Source organism: Burkholderia sp. Leaf177 (genome assembly GCF_001424345.1).
Taxonomy (GTDB): Bacteria; Pseudomonadota; Gammaproteobacteria; order Burkholderiales; family Burkholderiaceae; genus Caballeronia.
In genome coordinates this window covers 273160-290050 of sequence record NZ_LMPF01000025.1, presented here as the reverse complement: position 1 = coordinate 290050, position 16891 = coordinate 273160, and the positions used below count along the sequence as shown (strand labels likewise).

The 16891-nt window shown below is 60.0% G+C and carries 17 protein-coding genes; 13 read left to right on the top strand and 4 right to left on the bottom strand.

The annotated features are described in order from the left end of the window. Positions 1-2: 2 nt before the first annotated feature. The 3 genes from ASG35_RS27980 to kaiC form a co-directional block, all read right to left on the bottom strand. Positions 3-1664, bottom strand: a complete 1662-nt coding sequence (locus ASG35_RS27980) for a PAS domain-containing sensor histidine kinase (RefSeq protein WP_056365411.1) — start codon at positions 1662-1664, stop codon at positions 3-5. 5 nt (positions 1665-1669) lie between these two features. After that, a complete protein-coding gene (locus tag ASG35_RS27975; protein WP_082508646.1) occupies positions 1670-2020 on the bottom strand; it encodes a circadian clock KaiB family protein in 351 nt (116 codons plus the stop codon). 112 nt (positions 2021-2132) lie between these two features. Then, complete coding sequence (gene kaiC, locus ASG35_RS27970; protein WP_056365408.1) at positions 2133-3815, bottom strand: circadian clock protein KaiC; 1683 nt, start codon at positions 3813-3815, stop codon at positions 2133-2135. A gap of 334 nt (positions 3816-4149) precedes the next feature. On the opposite strand from kaiC, the gene ASG35_RS27965 reads away from it, so the two are divergent. The 9 genes from ASG35_RS27965 to ASG35_RS27925 all read left to right on the top strand — a co-directional run bounded on the left by ASG35_RS27965 (position 4150) and on the right by ASG35_RS27925 (position 12873). Beyond that, positions 4150-5343: a GAF domain-containing sensor histidine kinase gene (locus ASG35_RS27965; protein ID WP_056365406.1), complete on the top strand. Its 1194-nt coding sequence runs from the start codon at positions 4150-4152 to the stop codon at positions 5341-5343. A gap of 79 nt (positions 5344-5422) precedes the next feature. Continuing rightward, the gene (locus ASG35_RS27960; RefSeq protein ID WP_056366091.1) at positions 5423-5641 is read left to right on the top strand and encodes a hypothetical protein; all 219 of its coding nucleotides are present in this window, start codon (positions 5423-5425) and stop codon (positions 5639-5641) included. Continuing rightward, positions 5635-6000: a type II toxin-antitoxin system VapC family toxin gene (locus ASG35_RS27955; protein WP_056365403.1), complete on the top strand. Its 366-nt coding sequence runs from the start codon at positions 5635-5637 to the stop codon at positions 5998-6000. Before ASG35_RS27960 ends, ASG35_RS27955 begins: the two co-directional genes overlap by 7 nt. Before the next feature lie 193 nt (positions 6001-6193). Then, entirely contained in the window at positions 6194-7573 is a 1380-nt protein-coding gene (locus ASG35_RS27950) for a GH1 family beta-glucosidase (RefSeq protein WP_056365400.1), read from the top strand. A gap of 79 nt (positions 7574-7652) precedes the next feature. Then, on the top strand, positions 7653-8888 hold the full coding sequence (locus ASG35_RS27945) for an ABC transporter substrate-binding protein (protein WP_442854872.1): 1236 nt from the start codon (positions 7653-7655) through the stop codon (positions 8886-8888). Beyond that, positions 8888-9832 (top strand): carbohydrate ABC transporter permease, encoded by a 945-nt coding sequence (locus ASG35_RS27940; protein ID WP_056365394.1) that lies wholly within the window; start codon positions 8888-8890, stop codon positions 9830-9832. Before ASG35_RS27945 ends, ASG35_RS27940 begins: the two co-directional genes overlap by 1 nt. Next, on the top strand, positions 9829-10728 hold the full coding sequence (locus ASG35_RS27935; protein WP_056365391.1) for a carbohydrate ABC transporter permease: 900 nt from the start codon (positions 9829-9831) through the stop codon (positions 10726-10728). The genes ASG35_RS27940 and ASG35_RS27935 overlap by 4 nt, the downstream gene beginning before the upstream one ends. 12 nt (positions 10729-10740) lie before the next feature. Next, positions 10741-11838 (top strand): ABC transporter ATP-binding protein, encoded by a 1098-nt coding sequence (locus tag ASG35_RS27930; protein ID WP_082508645.1) that lies wholly within the window; start codon positions 10741-10743, stop codon positions 11836-11838. 21 nt (positions 11839-11859) lie between these two features. Then, positions 11860-12873 carry a LacI family DNA-binding transcriptional regulator gene (locus ASG35_RS27925; RefSeq protein WP_082508644.1) on the top strand — a complete coding sequence of 338 codons (1014 nt, stop codon included), beginning with the start codon at positions 11860-11862 and terminating at the stop codon, positions 12871-12873. A 6-nt stretch (positions 12874-12879) separates the two neighbouring features. Here the strand turns inward: ASG35_RS27925 and ASG35_RS27920 are convergent, their stop codons facing one another. Then, positions 12880-13632, bottom strand: coding sequence for a FadR/GntR family transcriptional regulator (locus ASG35_RS27920; protein WP_056365386.1), 753 nt, complete (start codon positions 13630-13632; stop codon positions 12880-12882). Positions 13633-13800: 168 nt separating this feature from the next. On the opposite strand from ASG35_RS27920, the gene ASG35_RS27915 reads away from it, so the two are divergent. The 4 genes from ASG35_RS27915 to ASG35_RS27900 all read left to right on the top strand — a co-directional run bounded on the left by ASG35_RS27915 (position 13801) and on the right by ASG35_RS27900 (position 16867). Further along, the gene (locus ASG35_RS27915; protein ID WP_056365384.1) at positions 13801-14622 is read left to right on the top strand and encodes an NAD-dependent epimerase/dehydratase family protein; all 822 of its coding nucleotides are present in this window, start codon (positions 13801-13803) and stop codon (positions 14620-14622) included. A 133-nt stretch (positions 14623-14755) separates the two neighbouring features. Then, the gene (locus ASG35_RS27910) at positions 14756-15505 is read left to right on the top strand and encodes an amino acid ABC transporter permease (protein ID WP_056365381.1); all 750 of its coding nucleotides are present in this window, start codon (positions 14756-14758) and stop codon (positions 15503-15505) included. Beyond that, positions 15502-16155, top strand: a complete 654-nt coding sequence (locus ASG35_RS27905; protein WP_056365377.1) for an amino acid ABC transporter permease — start codon at positions 15502-15504, stop codon at positions 16153-16155. The genes ASG35_RS27910 and ASG35_RS27905 overlap by 4 nt, the downstream gene beginning before the upstream one ends. Continuing rightward, entirely contained in the window at positions 16139-16867 is a 729-nt protein-coding gene (locus ASG35_RS27900; RefSeq protein WP_056365374.1) for an amino acid ABC transporter ATP-binding protein, read from the top strand. The genes ASG35_RS27905 and ASG35_RS27900 overlap by 17 nt, the downstream gene beginning before the upstream one ends. Positions 16868-16891 lie beyond the last annotated feature (24 nt).

Genomic DNA, 16891 nt, shown 5'->3' with positions numbered 1-16891 from the left:
CTTTATTGCTCTTCCGCCGATAAAGCCGCTGCGACCGCCGCCGACAAGCGCGCGATCGAAAACGGTTTGCGCAACAGCGATATGTTCGTGCCCATCGCGGCATCGAGCGCCGAGCTGTCTGCGTAGCCGCTCGCAAACACGATCGGCATTGCATGACCGTTCGAGCGCGCGAGCTTCGCGACCGCGGCGCCGTCGAGATGCGGCATCGCGAAATCGAGCACCAGCAAGTCGGGCTGCGTTTCGGCCATCATGTGCAGCGCCGCGCGGCCGCTCGCCGCCGATTCCACCCGATACCCCAGCGAAACCAGCGTTTCGACCATGAACGCGCGCACATCGGGATCGTCGTCGACCACCAGGATGTACGGCGCGCTTTTTTTGTTCGCGCTGACCACCAGTATCGCGGATGGATCCTGCGATGCCGGCACTTCCGGCGAACGGCGCAGAAACAGCGACACGCGCGTGCCCTGCGGACTGCTCTCGATGCGCGCATGGCCGCCTGCCTGCCGGCAGATTCCGTACACCTGGGCGAGTCCGAGACCGGTACCCGCGCCGAGTTCCTTCGTCGTGAAAAACGGCTCGAAAGCACGCGAGGCGATATCGGCGGGCATGCCAGTGCCCGTATCGGTCACGCTGAGTTCCACGTAGTCGCCATCTTCGAGATCGGCGTCGTCCGTAATCGTCCTCGATACCGAGCCGATGCGCAGCACGCCGCCCGATGGCATGGCATCGCGTGCGTTGATCGCGAGGTTGAGGAGCGCGAGTTCGAGCTGGGTTGCATCGGCGATCACGAGCGCGGTTTCGTCGGTGAGTTCCAACCGCAAATCGACCGATGCCCCCAGCGTGCGATCGAAAAGATCCGCCATGCCGTGCACGAGTTGCGCCACGGCCACAGCCTTCAGTTCGAGTTTCTGCGAGCGGGAAAACGCGAGCAATTGCGCGGTCAGCTTGGCGCCGCGGCTGACCGCGCGCATGGCGTTGCCGGTCCAGCCGAGCACGCGCCCGGAGTCGGCCGGCATGCGCTTGATCAGTTCCAGGTTGCCGTGAATGGCTTGCAGCAAGTTGTTGAAGTCGTGCGCGAGCCCGCCTGTCAACTGGCCGACTGCTTCCATCTTCTGCGCCTGATGCAAACGCGCTTCCATTTGCCGTTGCTGCGACAGATCGGAAATCACGCCGCAGATAAGGCGGTCGCGATTGCGTTCGGCATCGAGCGCCTTGAAGCTGCAATACACCGGCGTCTCGCTGCCTGCGGACAACAGCGTGAGTTCATCGCGCGCGGTGCCAGTCGCACTCTCGTGCAGCAGTTCGGCCAGGCGATCATGTTGTCCTTCGAGCACGAACGCGCTGAACGCCCGGCCGACGACATGCGCCACTTCGCGGTCGAGCAACTGCACGGCGCGTTCGTTCGCGTAGAGGATCGTGCCGTCGCTGGAGAGCATGACCGCACCTTCCTGCATCTGCTCGACCAGCACGCGATACGGCCGGTCCGCGCTTTCGAGCGTGTAGATGCGGCTGTCTTCGTTGCTGCCCACCACGACCGCATCCACCGCGCCGCTGCGAATGGCGTCGAGCGTGTCCTCCGCTTCGCGCAGCCGCTCGCGCAGTTCATCGATGGACGCGGTTTCCAGTGACGACAGGACAGACGGGTCGCGGAATTGATCTGGCATGCGCGTCAGGGTTTGGAGAAAAAGCGTTCGAGCGCGTTCAGGCCGAGCGCGGCGATAACCTTGTCCGAATCCGACAAGTCGCCGATCACTCGCCGCAGCGGTCCGGGATTGAGCTTCACCAGCGTCGGTGCAGCGATGATCTGCGCGGCGATGGCAGCTTCAGGATGCAAATAGATATCGATGACTTCAAGCTTGAAGCGTCCTGCCGCCACGCTTTCGAGCAGGCGCCGGGCGTTTTCCACGGCGCGCGTGGACCTGTGCGTGTTTCCGGTTACGTAGAGCCGCAGCACGAGCAGATCAGAAGGCTGCTCCTGCGACGAAAGCCCGCTGTCCACGTCCACGGGTTGGGCGCTCATGATTGAATCCCGGAGCGAAAGCGCCCGGCGAGTGCGGCTTCAAAATCGAAACGAACCCCGATGATTTTCCTGAACGGCCCGGGCAAGCAGAGCAAATACGATTTGTGACTGGTCATTGTTTTGACCGCCTGATGCGAGCCATGTCGACGCGGTCAGCGTCGCGGGTGCGTTGGTGTTCGTCGCGTTGCGCGATCAATGCCTCGAGGTCGGTGGCTTCTGCTTCCAGCGTCGATTGCAGTTCAGCAACTTGCAACTCGACCACCTTGCGCCGCCGTGCAAGCTCGCGCATTTTCTGCTGCACGGCTTCTTCCCGCGCGACGAGTTCATCGCGTTCCTGCACTTCCTGCGCGAGCCGCGCCGATCCGGTCAGCACGCCGCGCGCGCCCACGTAGGCCGGCACCATGGCGATTCCTTCCTTGCTGATTTCATATTCGCGTACCTGATTGGAGTGATCCATGCCGCGCGATTTCAGCACGTACACGAGCCGGTTGCGCTCGCCGTTCGTTTCCACATGCGACAGCGAAATCCATGTGTCCATCAGCGACGAAATGCTGCGGTCATTGATGCTCGATGCCTGATCGGTGCTCGTCAAACTGGTAAAGACTGCGGTGATGCCATGCGCCTTCAGCAGGTCCACGAGCCGCAGCAACGTGGCGTGCACCTCGGATTCAACGCCGCGCAGCGACGAGATCGGATCGATAACTACGGCAGTCGGTTTGAACTCGCCGATTTCCCGGGCCATGCGCGCCAGATGCATTTCGAGGCCGAAAAAGCTGGGTCGCGTCGATTCGATCCTGAGCAAACCTCCCAGGTATTGCGCAAGTTCCACGCCCACCGAGCGCATGTTCCGCGCGATCTGCTCCGGCGATTCCTCGAACGCGAACCAAAGCGTTCGCTCGCCGAGCGCGCAGCGTGCTTCCACGAACTTGGCTGCGAAGGTCGTCTTGCCGGTTCCGGCGAGCCCCGATACGAGCACGCTCGACCCGACGAAATAGCCGCCGGCGCCCAGCATGGCGTCGAGATCGTCGATTCCCGTGGACGTGGTTTCGTTCGACGTGATGTGCGACAGACCCGCCGATGTGATGGGCAGGACGCTGATGCCGGTGGTATCGATGAGAAAGGGGTATTCGTTCGTCCCGTGCGCCGACCCGCGATATTTGACGATCCTCAAGCGCCGCGTGCTGACCTGGTTTTCAACGCGGTTGTCGAGCAGGATCACGCAGTCGGACACGTATTCTTCGATGCCATGGCGCGTAAGCTGGCCCGGGCCGCCCGCGCCGCGTTCCGCCGTGACGATTGCCGTGACACCGCGTTCCTTCAGCCAGTCGAACAGGCGCCGCAATTCCGCGCGCAGCAAGTCCGGGTTCGGAAAGGTTGCAAACAGCGCTTCGAGTGTGTCGAGCACGACTCGCTTGGCGTTCACGCTCCTGATGGCGAAATCGAGGCGCACGAACAGGCCTTCCAGATCGTATTCGCCGGTTTCCTCGATGACAGTCGGGTCGATCCTGACGTGATCGATGGCAAGTTTTTTCTCTTCGATCAACGCGTTGACGTCATAACCGAGCGACGCAACGTTGGCCGCGAGATCCGCCGCCGATTCCTCGAAGCTGACCAGAACGCCGTGTTCGCCGTACTTCAGGACGCCTTCGGCAAGATAGGTCATGGCGAATAGCGTCTTGCCGCATCCGGCGGCGCCGCACATCAGCGTCGGGCGGCCGAGGGGCAAACCGCCGAGGGTCACGTCGTCGAAACCCGGGATGCCTGTGGGCGACTTGAAAAGAACTGCTCCGGTCATCGTTGTTCTTCGTAGAAATTTAGGTGCGGGAACATCTTCGGGTTTGGATTCAGACCGCTCGGCGCTACATGTTGTACTGTGTCAAGCACATTGCATGACTGAGCGGCATATTTTGCGTTCCATGCCGTCCGGTCCCGTTCTGTTCATGCTCATGGCAAAGCCGTAACCCCGCGGAAAATAGCAACAATCCCGGCGGCCTGCAGAATACAACGTGCCGATGAACGCAATTTTGTGGCCCGCCGCACAATCCTGACTCGCTGGTGCGTTGGACTACGGTGCTTCAAGCTAAAATCTCACCTCTAATGAAAAACCTTTTTTATTCCTGCACGCGCCCATGAGCGACAACGACGACGATATCGCCCGCGACGTGGCGGCGGTTGCGCGCATCGGCGCGGTGCCCTCCATCTTGCGCGTCATCTGCAAGAACACCGGGCTCGGGTTCGCGGCGGTCGCGCGCGTCACCGAGGGCACGTGGACCGCGTGCGCGGTACAGGACAACATCGACTTCGGGCTCGTGGCCGGCGGCCAGCTCGATCTCCACACCACGCTTTGCAGCGAATCCCGTGCGCAGCGCGTGCCGATTGTCGTCGATCACGCCAGCGTCGATCCGGTCTACAAAAATCACCACACGCCGCGCATCTATAACATCGAAAGTTATATATCGGTGCCGATCATCCTGCCCAACGGCGAATATTTCGGCAATCTGTGCGCAATCGATCCGCGTCCGGCGGTCGTGTCCGATAACCGCACGCTGACCATGTTCACGCTTTTCGCCGAGCTGATCGCACTGCAACTCGATAGCGAACGCGAGCGCTCGGCGACCGAAGCCGCGCTGCTGGACGAACGGGCGACGGCCGAGTTGCGGGAGCAGTTCATCGCGGTGCTGGGTCACGATCTACGCAATCCGCTGGCCGCCGTGGGTGCAACGGCGGAACTGCTGACGCGCCGCGACGACGCGGGCCTCGTGTCGCTTGGCACCCGCCTGCGCACGACCACCCGGCGCATGTCGCGGCTGATCGACGACGTGCTCGACTTCGCGCGCGGCCGGCTCGGCGGCGGGCTGGGCATGACGCTCGCGCCTGTCAGCGACATGGCCGATGCGCTCGCCGATATCGTCGCGGAATTGCGCGAAGCGAATCCCGGGCGCGTCGTGCTGGATCAGATCGAGGTGAACCGCAGCATCGACTGCGACCGTGGCCGATTGCAGCAGTTGTTGTCGAACCTGCTTGCCAACGCGCTGCATCACGGCGCGCCGGACCGGCCCGTTCTCGTCGATGCCCGCGTGGACGGCGATGAGCTGATGATCACCGTTTCGAATTCAGGGTCGCCAATCGTGCTGGAGGACCTGCAAAAGGTATTCGAACCGTATTGGCGTCCCGCGACGAGCCAGCCGGGCGGTGGTCTTGGGCTCGGCCTCTACATCTGCTCGCAGATCGTGAAGGCGCATGGCGGTTTGTTGTCCGTGAGTTCATCGGCGGAAGCGGGGACGCGATTTGTCGCGCGGATACCTGTGGCGTGTGCGGGGTAAGTACAGAGCGGAAGCGTATCCAGTTTTGCCGATGCGCAATAAATGATATACGATGCTGATATCGTATATAGAGATTGCCATGAGCCGAATTCTCGTCGACCTGACTGACGCCCAATTAAGCGAAATCACGCAAATTGCCGAGGTGGACAAACGTGCCCGGGCCGCGGTCATTCGCGACGCGCTCGACCTATACATTGCGCAGCGCAAACCCGCGTTGGCAGCGGACGTTTTTGGTCTGTGGGAGAGCCGGGAGATCGATGGTCTGGATTATCAGGAAGGGTTACGTTCGGAATGGTGAACGCGCTCTTCGATACCTGCATCCTCATCGATTACCTCAACGGAATCGAAACCGCCAAGAACGAAATGACACGTTACGAGTCGCGGGCAATCAGCCTGATCACGTGGATGGAGATCATGGTTGGCGCCACGCCTGCGAGCGAGTCGAAGCTTCGTGCGTGGCTCAATACGTTTCGTGTTATCGCCATCGATGAAAAGATCGCAGCCAGGGCAGTGGAGCTACGCCAGAAGCATCGCGTGAAACTTCCCGATGCGATTGTCTGGGCGTCCGCGCAGTCGCATTCGCTGCTGCTGGTTTCGCGTAATACCAAGGATTTTTCGCCGGACCATCCCGGCGTGCGTGTGCCCTACACACTCTGATTTTTATGTGAGCGCGGCTGTTTCCAGCCACGTTTTACGGCTGCCGCCCACGCTCCCAAGTCATCCGCCGACCACTCCCTCCGCACCATTCCCGCATCCATACAAACCCGGATTGTCCCTGTTTAATCGGCGCTGCTATCGTTCGCAAGCGCTTGTGGAAGCGCTTCCACTCCACCGATCTACAGGAGTTTCCGTGGCACTCGACGCCTCCGTTGTTTCCGCCGATCCGTTTTCCCCACCCGCCGATTCCGCCCTCTGGCGACGCGATTTCCTGCTTGGCGCGGCGACCGCGTCGTATCAGATCGAAGGCGCAGTCGATGAAGACGGGCGCCTCCCATCGATCTGGGACACATTCTCCGCCACGCCCGGAAAAGTGCTCGCCGGCGACACCGGCGCGGTGGCGTGCGACCACTATCATCGATGGGAATCGGATCTTGATTTGCTGTCGGCGCTGAACGTCGATGGTTATCGTCTTTCGATTGCGTGGCCGCGCGTGATGGACGAAGCCGGGCGGCCGAACCAGAAGGGCATCGATTTCTACAAGAAGCTCGTCGGGCGCCTCAAAGAGAAGGGACTCAAGGTCTTCGTCACGCTGTATCACTGGGACTTGCCGCAGTATCTTGAAGACCGTGGCGGCTGGTTGAATCGCGACATTGTTTATCGGTTCGCGGAATACGCTGACTTGATGAGCCGCGAGCTGAAAGGCCAGGTCGATGCCTGGGCCACGCTCAACGAACCGTGGTGCTCGGCATTCCTCGGCTACGGCAACGGACATCACGCGCCGGGTCTGGCCAACGGCCGTTACGCCACGCAAGCAATGCACCATCTGCTGCTCGCGCACGGCAAGGCCGTCGAGGTGCTGCGCGCGAACGATCCCGGCTCGCTGAAGGGCATTGTCGCGAACGTGGGCAAGAGCTCGCCTGAAACCGACAGCGCGGCCGACACGCACGCCGCTCATCTGTTCGAAGTCCAGCACAACGCGTGGATCCTCGATCCGCTATTGAAGAAGGCCTATCCCAAGGATCTTTTCGAGTTGTGGCCGGGCACTGAACCGCTAATTCTCGATGGCGACATGGAGACGATCGGCGCGCCGCTGGATTTTCTCGGTATCAACTATTACTTCCGTACCAACGTTAAAAGCGATGGCGCGCATGGTTTCACGGAAGTGACGCTGGACGGCGTGGAACGCACGCAAATGGGTTGGGAGGTTTATCCCGATGGCTTGCGCGACCTGCTGATCGGATTCCACAAGACGTATCCGCAATTGCCGCCCATTTACATCACCGAAAACGGCATGGCGTCGGACGACAAAGTAGTCGATGGCCGCGTGAACGATGAACAACGCATCTCTTTCCTCAAGCGCCATCTTGCGGCTGTGGACAGCGCGATCAAGGCGGGCGTGGACGTACGCGGTTATTTCATCTGGTCGCTGATGGACAACTTCGAATGGGCTTTTGGCTACGAGCGTCGTTTCGGCGTGGTTCATGTGGACTACAAGACGCAAAAGCGCACGTTCAAACGCAGCGCCGAACTGGTCGCGAAATTTCTCGAGGAACGTAACGCCCGCGCATAGCTGAACCTATTCTACGCATCAGTGCTGATTCCGTTGGACCACATGGGCGAGACAGCCCGGAGGAGACTCAATGAACTGCATGAAGAAACTGGTTGTCGGTGTGATTGCCGCGGTTGCGGCCGTTGCCGCCACGAGCGCGGCGCACGCCGATCCGTTGAAAGCCACCGTGATTCACTGGTGGACGTCGGGCGGTGAATCCGCCGCCATCAAGCAATTCGCCGATGCCTACAACAAGGCCGGCGGTCTGTGGGTCGACAACGCGGTGGCCGGCGCCGACCAGGCGCGCTCGACCGCGCTGAACCGCATCATGGGCGGCGATCCGCCGACCGCTGCACAGTTCAATACATCCAAGCAATTCCACGACATCATCGACCAGGGTTTGCTGAACAACGTGGACGACGTCGCCGCGAAAGAGAACTGGGACAAGACCTTTCCGCCATCGATCATCGAGAGCATCAAATCGAATGGTCACTACTACGCGGCGCCCGTCGATATCCATATGCCCGCGTGGTTCTTCTATTCGAAGCCGGCGTTCCAGAAAGCCGGCATCACGAAAGAGCCCGCCACTTACGATGAATTCATCGCGGACCTCGACAAGCTGAAGGCGGCCGGCGTGATCCCGCTCGCGCTCGGCGGCCAGGCATGGCAGGAGAAAATCACGTTCGACGCCGTATTCGCCGATGTCGGCGGCCCCGATCTGTATTTGAAGATCTATCGCGATCGCGATGTGAACGCAGTCAAATCCGCTGCTTTCAAAAATGTGCTGACGCAGTTCAAGCGGCTGCATAACTACATCGATCCGGGTTCGCCTGGACGCAACTGGAACGACGCAACGGCGCTCGTGATCTCGGGCAAGGCCGGCGTTCAGATCATGGGCGACTGGGCGAAGGGCGAGTTCGTCGCGGCGAAACAATCGGCCGGCAAGGACTTCGGCTGCTTCCCGGGCTTTGGTCCGCATTCACCGTATCTGGTGGCGGGCGATGCCTTCGTGTTTCCCAAGACCGACGACGCCAATGCAATCAAGGCGCAGAAACTTCTGGCGACCGTCATGACGTCGCCGGCCGCGCAGGTTGCGTTCAGCGCGAAGAAGGGCTCGATTCCGATTCGTTCGGACATCGATGATTCGAGCCTCGACATGTGCGCGAAGATGGGCATTGCGATCATGAAGGACAAGACTCGGCAGTTGCCGAACCCGGAAATGCTGACGCCGCCGGATATCAACGGTGCGTTGCAGGACGTCATCACCAACTTCTGGAACAAGAACCAGTCGGTCGAGGACGCACAAAAGGCCTTCGCCAGCGGGCTCAAAAGCTGATGTCCGCGACGCCCGCCGATAAATCCCTGCGGCCAGCCGCGAGGCATGCGAGAAAGAAACCGCTGAGGAAGCGGTTTCCTTTGGCCGCGTATATTGCGCTCGTGCCGCTTGCGCTGACCGTGGTGTTTGCTTATCTCGGCACGATGTTATGGAGCTTGCGCACGTCGTTCACGAACTCGCGCACGTTCGCGTCCACGAGCTTTGCGGGCGTCTCGCAGTATGTGAGGCTTTTCAATAACGACCGATGGATGTTGTCGCTGCAGAACATCGTGATCTACGGCGTGTTGTTTATCGTCGTGTGTCTCGCGATCGGATTGCTGCTGGCGGTGTTCATCGATCAGAAAGTGGTGGGCGAGGGCGCGTTGCGTACGGTGTTTTTATATCCGTATGCAATGTCGTTCGTGGCGACCGGTCTCGTCTGGCAGTGGATCCTGAATCCGCAACTCGGGATTCAGGAGGTGCTGCACAGGATCGGCTTTACGCATGCGCGCTTCGACTGGATCGTCGATCAGGACAAGGTGGTCTACACGCTCGTGATCGCGACCGTGTGGCAGGCGTCGGGCCTCGTGATGGCGCTCTTGCTGGCAGGCTTGCGCGGCATTGATGAAGAGATCTGGAAGGCCGCGCGTATTGATGGCATACCGCGTTGGCGCGTGTACGCGAGCATTGTGATCCCCATGCTCGGCGCATCGATATCGACTGCGTTCATCCTGCTCTTCGTGATGGTCATCAAGCTCTACGATGCCGTCGTTGCCATGACGCAAGGCGGCCCCGGCACGGCAAGCGAAGTGCCCGCGAAGTTCATCATGGACTATCTGTTCGGGCGCGCGAATCTCGGGCTGGCATCGGCGGCGTCGATCGTTTTGCTGGTTACCGTGCTCGCGATTCTCGCGCCGGTGTTCTACGTTCGCAGCCGCGCGTTGCGCTTAAGGGATGCACGATGAGCACCTTACGCACGAGTACTTCGAGTCCGCCGCTTCGACGCAAGCCGCGCTTTTCTCCCGCGCGACTCGGCGTATATGCGTTCCTGTTTACATCCGCGCTATTTTTCTTGTTGCCCCTGTACGTGATGCTCGTAACGTCGGTCAAGCCGATGACCGAAATTCGCATGGGCAACATCCTCGCTTTCCCGGTGCATTTCACACTCGATGCATGGCGCGAAGCGTGGCAATCCGCATGCACGGGCCTCGATTGCAAGGGCATTCAAGTCGGCTTCTGGAACTCGGTGCGCATTGTTGTGCCGAGCACGGTCCTGTCGATACTCGTAGGTGCGGTGAACGGTTACGCGCTGTCGTTCTGGAAACCGCGTGGCGCCGGCACCTTGTTCGCGATCCTTTTGATGGGCGCATTCATTCCCGTACAGGTGATGGTTTATCCGCTCGTTCGCGTGCTTGCAACGGTGCATCTGTTCAGTTCGTTGCCGGGCATCGTGCTGATTCATACGATCTTCGGCATGCCCGTCATGACGCTTTTGTTCCGCAATTACTACGCGGCCTTGCCTCACGAATTGTTCCAGGCGGCGCGCGTGGATGGCGGCGGTTTCTGGCGCATTTTCCTGCAACTGATGGTGCCCATGTCCGCGCCGATCATCGTGGTCGCGGTGATCATGCAGGTCACGGGTATCTGGAACGACTTCATTCTGGGCCTTGTTTTCGCGGGCACCAAGAACCTGCCGATGACCGTGCAGCTCAATAACATCATCAACACCACGACCGGCGAACGCCTCTACAACGTCAACATGGCGGCGACCATTCTTACATCCATGGTGCCGCTCGCCATCTACTTCGTGTCGGGCCGTTGGTTCGTCCGCGGCATTGCTTCCGGTGCCGTCAAGGGTTAGTCAAGGGCGATCATGTCTACAGTCATGTCTGCAGCAAAATCCAATGTTTCCATCCGCGATCTGGAGATCCAGCTGGGAGCGAACACGATCATCGAATCGCTGGATCTCGACGTCGAGCCTGGCGAGTTTCTCGTGCTGCTCGGGCCGTCGGGCTGTGGCAAGTCGACCTTGCTGCACAGCATTGCCGGGTTGATCAATGTCAGCGGCGGCAGCATAGAAATAGGCGGCCAGGACATGACGTGGGCCGACCCAAAAGATCGCCGCATCGCCCTTGTTTTCCAGTCTTATGCGCTTTATCCCACGATGAACGTGGAGCGCAACCTGTCGTTCGGTTTGCGCATCGCGGGAACGCCCAAGGCTGAAATAGAGCGGCGCGTCGCGCGTGCGTCGGAGATGCTGCAACTCGGTCCGTTGCTCAAGCGCAGGCCTGCGCAATTGTCGGGCGGTCAGCGTCAACGCGTGGCGATCGGACGTGCGATCGTGCGCGAAGCCGATGTATTTCTCTTCGATGAACCGCTCTCCAATCTCGACGCCAAGTTGCGCACCGAACTCAGGCGAGAGCTCAAGCAACTGCACAAGCGTCTTGGCGCCACGATGATCTATGTCACGCACGATCAGGTGGAAGCCATGACGCTCGCGACCCGCATGGCGGTGATGCGCGGCGGCGTGATCCAGCAGATCGGCACGCCCGCCGACGTGTATGCGCGCCCGAACAACCTGTTTGTCGCGACCTTCCTCGGCTCGCCGGGAATGAACCTGCTCAAGGGCACGCTTCACTACGATGCAGGCGGCATCCAGTTCCAGAACGATCACATTGACGTGGATGTATCGGCGTATCCCTTTGTCAGGACGCCGCGCGAAAACCAGCAGTGCGTGCTCGGCGTGCGCCCCGAGGACGTCCTGATCGATCCCGCGTTCGAACACAAGGCAACGGTGTCGCTTGTCGAACCCATGGGCAACCACCGGGTAATTTGGCTCGATTATCATGGCGCCCAAATCGCGTCCATCGCGCAGGAATCCGCGACGGCCGCGGTCGACGAAGTTACCGGTTTTTCGATCCAGAAAGAACGCATTTCTCTCTTCGATGAAACCGGCGGCGATCGCTTGTAGGGCTTATTTCATGGAGTCGACGTGGCAACCCTGAAGGACGTCGCGGTTCTCGCCGGCGTGGGCATGTCCACGGCGTCGCGGGCAATTTCCGGCCGCGGACCGGTATCGGCCGATGCACTGGCACGCGTGCAGGCGGCGATTGCCGAGCTCAATTTCCGGCCGTCGTCCATTGGGCGCGCGTTGTCCAAGCAATCGCTCGGCATGATCGGCATTTTCGTGCCGTCGTTTCATGGACCGTATTACGGCACGATCCTCAAGCAAACCGATACCGAGCTGCGCCAAGTGCACAGGCATGTCGTGGTCGCGACCGGCTACGGCGACGATTCTCCGCGCGATCAGGCGGTTTCCGCCGTACAGTTTTTGATCGGCCGCGATTGCGATGGCGTGGTGGTGACAAGCCACGATCTGCACGACGATGACCTCATCAAGCTGCATCGGATGCATCCGAAGATGGTGTTCCTGAATCGTGATTTTGCGCAGATGCCGGAGGCGTCGTTTTGTCCGGATCATCATCGCGGCGGGACGCTCGCCGCGCAGACGCTCATTGAAGCCGGGCACACGGAAATAGCGGTGATTTCAGGCCCGTTCATGGCCTTCGATAATCAGGCGCGGCTCGCCGGTTTCTTCGAAGAACTGACGCGTAGCGGAATCGATCGCACCGATGTGCAGATGATCGAATCCGATTTCTCACCCGAGGGCGGGTATGAATCGGCGCGCTTGTTGCTGGCTTCAAAGAAGCGCTTCACGGGTCTGTTCTGCGCCAACGACACCATGGCGATCGGCGCATTGTCGTGCCTGCAGCAAGCGGGTATCTCGGTGCCGCGAGAGGTATCGGTGGTCGGTTACGACGATGACTACTCGGCTGCATTTTCAGCGCCGGGGCTGACATCGGTTCATATCCCGACGGCGGATCTTACGCAAAACGCAGTCCGATGGCTGCTGAACGAATGCTATGGGACCGAGTACCAAATCTATCGCGAGTTCCCAGTGACGGTCACGCGTCGCGCATCGGTTGCGGCGCCGCTCAAGCGATGAGCATCTTCAGCTATTTTCTTTTGCGCGGCGCAAGCGTTCACGGCTGTTGATCAGATGAAGGCGCATGGCGGTGCGTGCTGAATCGGCGTCGCCACGTTCTATCGCATCGCAGATCTGCTCATGTTCACGGTTCACGCGCGTGAGGTATTCGGCGTATTGCACGGGCGGAATTTGCGTTCGCGTGATGCGAGTGCGCGGGATCATGTGCATGCCGAGGTGCTTCAGGATTTCGACGAAATAGCGGTTGCCCGTGGCATTCGCGATAGCCAGATGGAAGCGGATATCGGGCGAAATGGTCTCGGTCGCTTCGCCCACGTTGTGCTCGAATTCGGTCAGCGCTTGCCGCATCTCGGCGATCTGGGTTTTATCGCAGCGTGCCGCAGCCAATCCCGCGCTCTCGGTCTCAAGACTGATCCGAAGTTCTAGAACGGCGAGGGCGTCGATGGAACCCGCCACATCCTCGGGATCGAGCCGGAAAAGGGAACGCGGTTGCGCTTCGCATACGAAGGTTCCAATTCCATGCCGGGTTTCTACCAATCCCGCTGCCTGCAACTTCGATAGCGCCTCACGCACAACCGTTCTGCTCACGTTGAAGCGTTGCACCATTTCAGCTTCGGTCGCAAGACGATCGCCCACGCGCAACTCCGCAGATTCAATCTGCAGCCTGATTGCATCGACGAGTTCTGTTGTCAGACTTCGTCGCGCGGCAGGCTGTCCAGACGGTTCGAACAGCGCATTGGGCGATCTGAGCACGGCCACCTCGATTGGGATAATGTTCGCGAATCGTTGACAAACGCATTAGCGAATGATTATATGCAGGCTATAGTCATATGACAACGTACAATGACACACAATTTAGGCGGCTGAACCAATCGCAACAGGAGTGCACGAGCTCCGATCAGCCGCGCTTAATGGAGACAGGCTCACATGGCCAACCAAGACAACATTCGCCCGTTCAATCGTCTGCTGCTGACCGGCGCTGCGGGAGGCGTAGGCAAGGTCATCCGTCCGCGCGTGGCTTCATTTGCCGAGACCATCAGGATCTCCGACCTCGCCGCGGCGCTCCCATCCGAAACCGCAGCCAATGAAGAAGTCGTGCCCTGCGATCTGTCGGACAAGCAGGCCGTCGACGCACTCGTCCAAGGCTGCGACGCCGTGATCCATCTCGGCGGGGTATCGGTGGAAAGACCCTTTGAGGAAGTGCTGGAAGCCAACATCAAGGGCGTCTACAACCTCTATGAAGCGGCGCGCAAGCATGGCGTGAAGCGCATCGTTTTCGCGAGCTCGAATCACGTCACGGGGTTTTATAGGCAGGACGAGACGATCGACGCGCACGCGCTGCGCCGCCCCGATGGTTACTACGGCTTGTCGAAATCATTCGGCGAGGACGTGGCGCAGTTCTACTTCGACCGGTATGGCATCGAGACGGTGAGCATTCGGATTGGCTCGGCGTTTCCAGAACCGAAAGATCGCCGCATGATGGCGAGCTGGCTCAGCTACGACGACCTGCTGGACCTCTTGCGGCGCAGCCTTTTTACGCCGGATGTGGGACATACGGTCGTGTATGGGATGTCCGACAACCAGGTCAAATGGTGGGACAACCGCTTTGCGGAAAGGCTCGGGTTCGCGCCGCGTGATTCGTCGGAACCGTTTCGCTCGAAGGTCGAGGCGCAACCCGCGCCTGCGCCCGGCAGCGCGGTCGCGGTGCTGCAAGGCGGAGCGTTCACCACGACCGGGCCGTTCGAATAAACCGGAACGCCCGGGTGTTGTTGTAGTCGCCACGACCCGAAACAAGCCCGCTTGAAGCGCATCGGCAGAACACAAGAAGGGCGCGAGCGGCGAGCCAAAGCCTGCGTTCGTCACAACCAAAGACATTGCTGCGATGAATTTCCATCTCGACTTCAGTCCGTTGCTTCCGTACTGGCCGGTGTTCCTGAAAGGGGCATGGCTCACACTGAAGATGACAACGGTAGCGGTTTTTTTCGGCGTGATCGTCGGTACGCTCGTGGCGTTCGCCAAGCGCGGAAAGAACCCGCTTCTATCCAATGCGTGCTCGATCTACATCGAGGCCGTGCGCAACACGCCATTTCTCGTGCAGATCTTCCTGCTCTATTTTGGCCTCGCGAGCTTCGGCGTGCGCATGCCGACGTTCACGGCGGCCGCGCTCGCGATGATCATCAACATCGGCGCTTATGCAGCCGAGATCATTCGTGCGGGGCTTGAATCCGTGCCGCGCGGCCAGCTCGAAGCAGCGGAATGCCTCGGGCTGTCGCGCTGGCGGATCGGCTGGCACGTGATGTTGCAGCCTTCCATCGAAAAGGTTTATCCGGCGCTTACGAGCCAGTTCCTCCTGATGATGCAAGCCTCGGCGATCGCGTCGCAAATCTCGGCCGAAGAACTCACGGCGACCGCAAACACCGTGCAGTCCGACACCTTCCGTTCGCTCGAAACGTACATTGTGGTGGCGCTGCTGTACCTTGCGTTGTCGCTGTTGATCAAGCTTGCGGCATGGGCAGTGGGCGAGGTGGCGTTCAAGCGCAAGCGGGTCATGCGCCGAGCAGCGGATCGAGCAGGAAAGCCGGTGCCCGATCAAGGCCGCATCGATACCGTGATACCCGGAGGTGCAGCATGAGCGGCGGTTTCACTGCGGCGCATTTGTACTATCTAGTACATTCGATCGTGTGGACGCTCGCGTTGTCCGCGCTAGCGTTCGTGCTGGGAAGCATCGGCGGATTCGGCGTGATGCTCGCGCGCATTTCGAAGCACCGCTGGCTCAGCCGTGTGGCGATGGTTTATATCGAAGCAATCCAAGGCATTCCGCTGCTGATTTTGCTGTTCATCGTCTACTTCGGGTTTTCGGTTTATGGCTTCGAAGTGCCTGCACTGGTCGCGGCCGGGTTTGCGCTGATGGTTTATACGAGCGCGTATCTCGGCGATATCTGGCGCGGGTGTATAGACGCCATGCCGAAACCGCAATGGGAAGCCGCCGAGTGTCTGTCGCTCACGCGCTGGCAGACGCTGCGTCTCGTGATCATTCCCCAGGCACTGCGTCTTGCGTTGCCGCCTACGGTTGGTTTTCTGGTGCAGGTGATCAAGATGACATCGCTTGCATCGGTGATCGGATTCGTTGAATTGACACGCGCCGGGCAGATCATCAACAACTCGATTTTTCAGCCGTTCCTTGTGTTCGGGCTGGTCGGAGTCTTCTATTTCGCGCTGTGTTATCCGCTCTCGCGCTGGAGTCAATCGATGGAGAAAAAGCTCAATGTCGGCAATCGTTAAGCTCGGAGACGTCTATAAGAGCTTCGGCTCGAATCAGGTGCTCAAGGGCGTCTCAATGGAAGTGGAAAAGGGCGAGATGATCGCCGTGATCGGCGCGAGCGGTTCGGGAAAGAGCACGGCGTTAAGATGTATCGACAGACTGGAAACAATCGATCGCGGCACCATTGAAGTGTGCGGCATTCGTGTGGATGACCCCAAGGTCGATCTGCATCAGTTGCGCCGCGAAGTGGGGATCGTGTTTCAAAGCTACAACCTCTTCGCGCATCTGACCGTAGAAGAAAATATCATGCTCGCGCTGCGTCACGTGAAGAAGATGAGCCGCGACGAAGCGCGCCGCGTGGCAATGGGCGTGCTCGAACAAGTAGGTCTCGGGCAAAAAGCCGATGCCTATCCGGAGCAGCTTTCCGGTGGCCAGCAACAGCGCGTTGCGATTGCGCGCTCGCTTGCCATGTCGCCGAAAGTCATGCTGTTCGACGAAGTGACCTCCGCGCTCGACCCGCAACTGACAGGTGAAGTGCTGCGCGTGATGGAAGATCTCGCGAAGGGCGGCATGACCATGTTGCTCGTCACGCACGAGATGGCGTTTGCCAAGCGCGTGGCGGATCGCATCATTTATATGCACCAGGGGAAGGTGTGGGAAGTGGGCAGCGGCGAAATGCTCGATGCACCGAAGACACCCGAGCTGCGCACGTTCCTGAACAACGGCCTGTAGTTTTGGCCCTTGCGTCAAACAAAC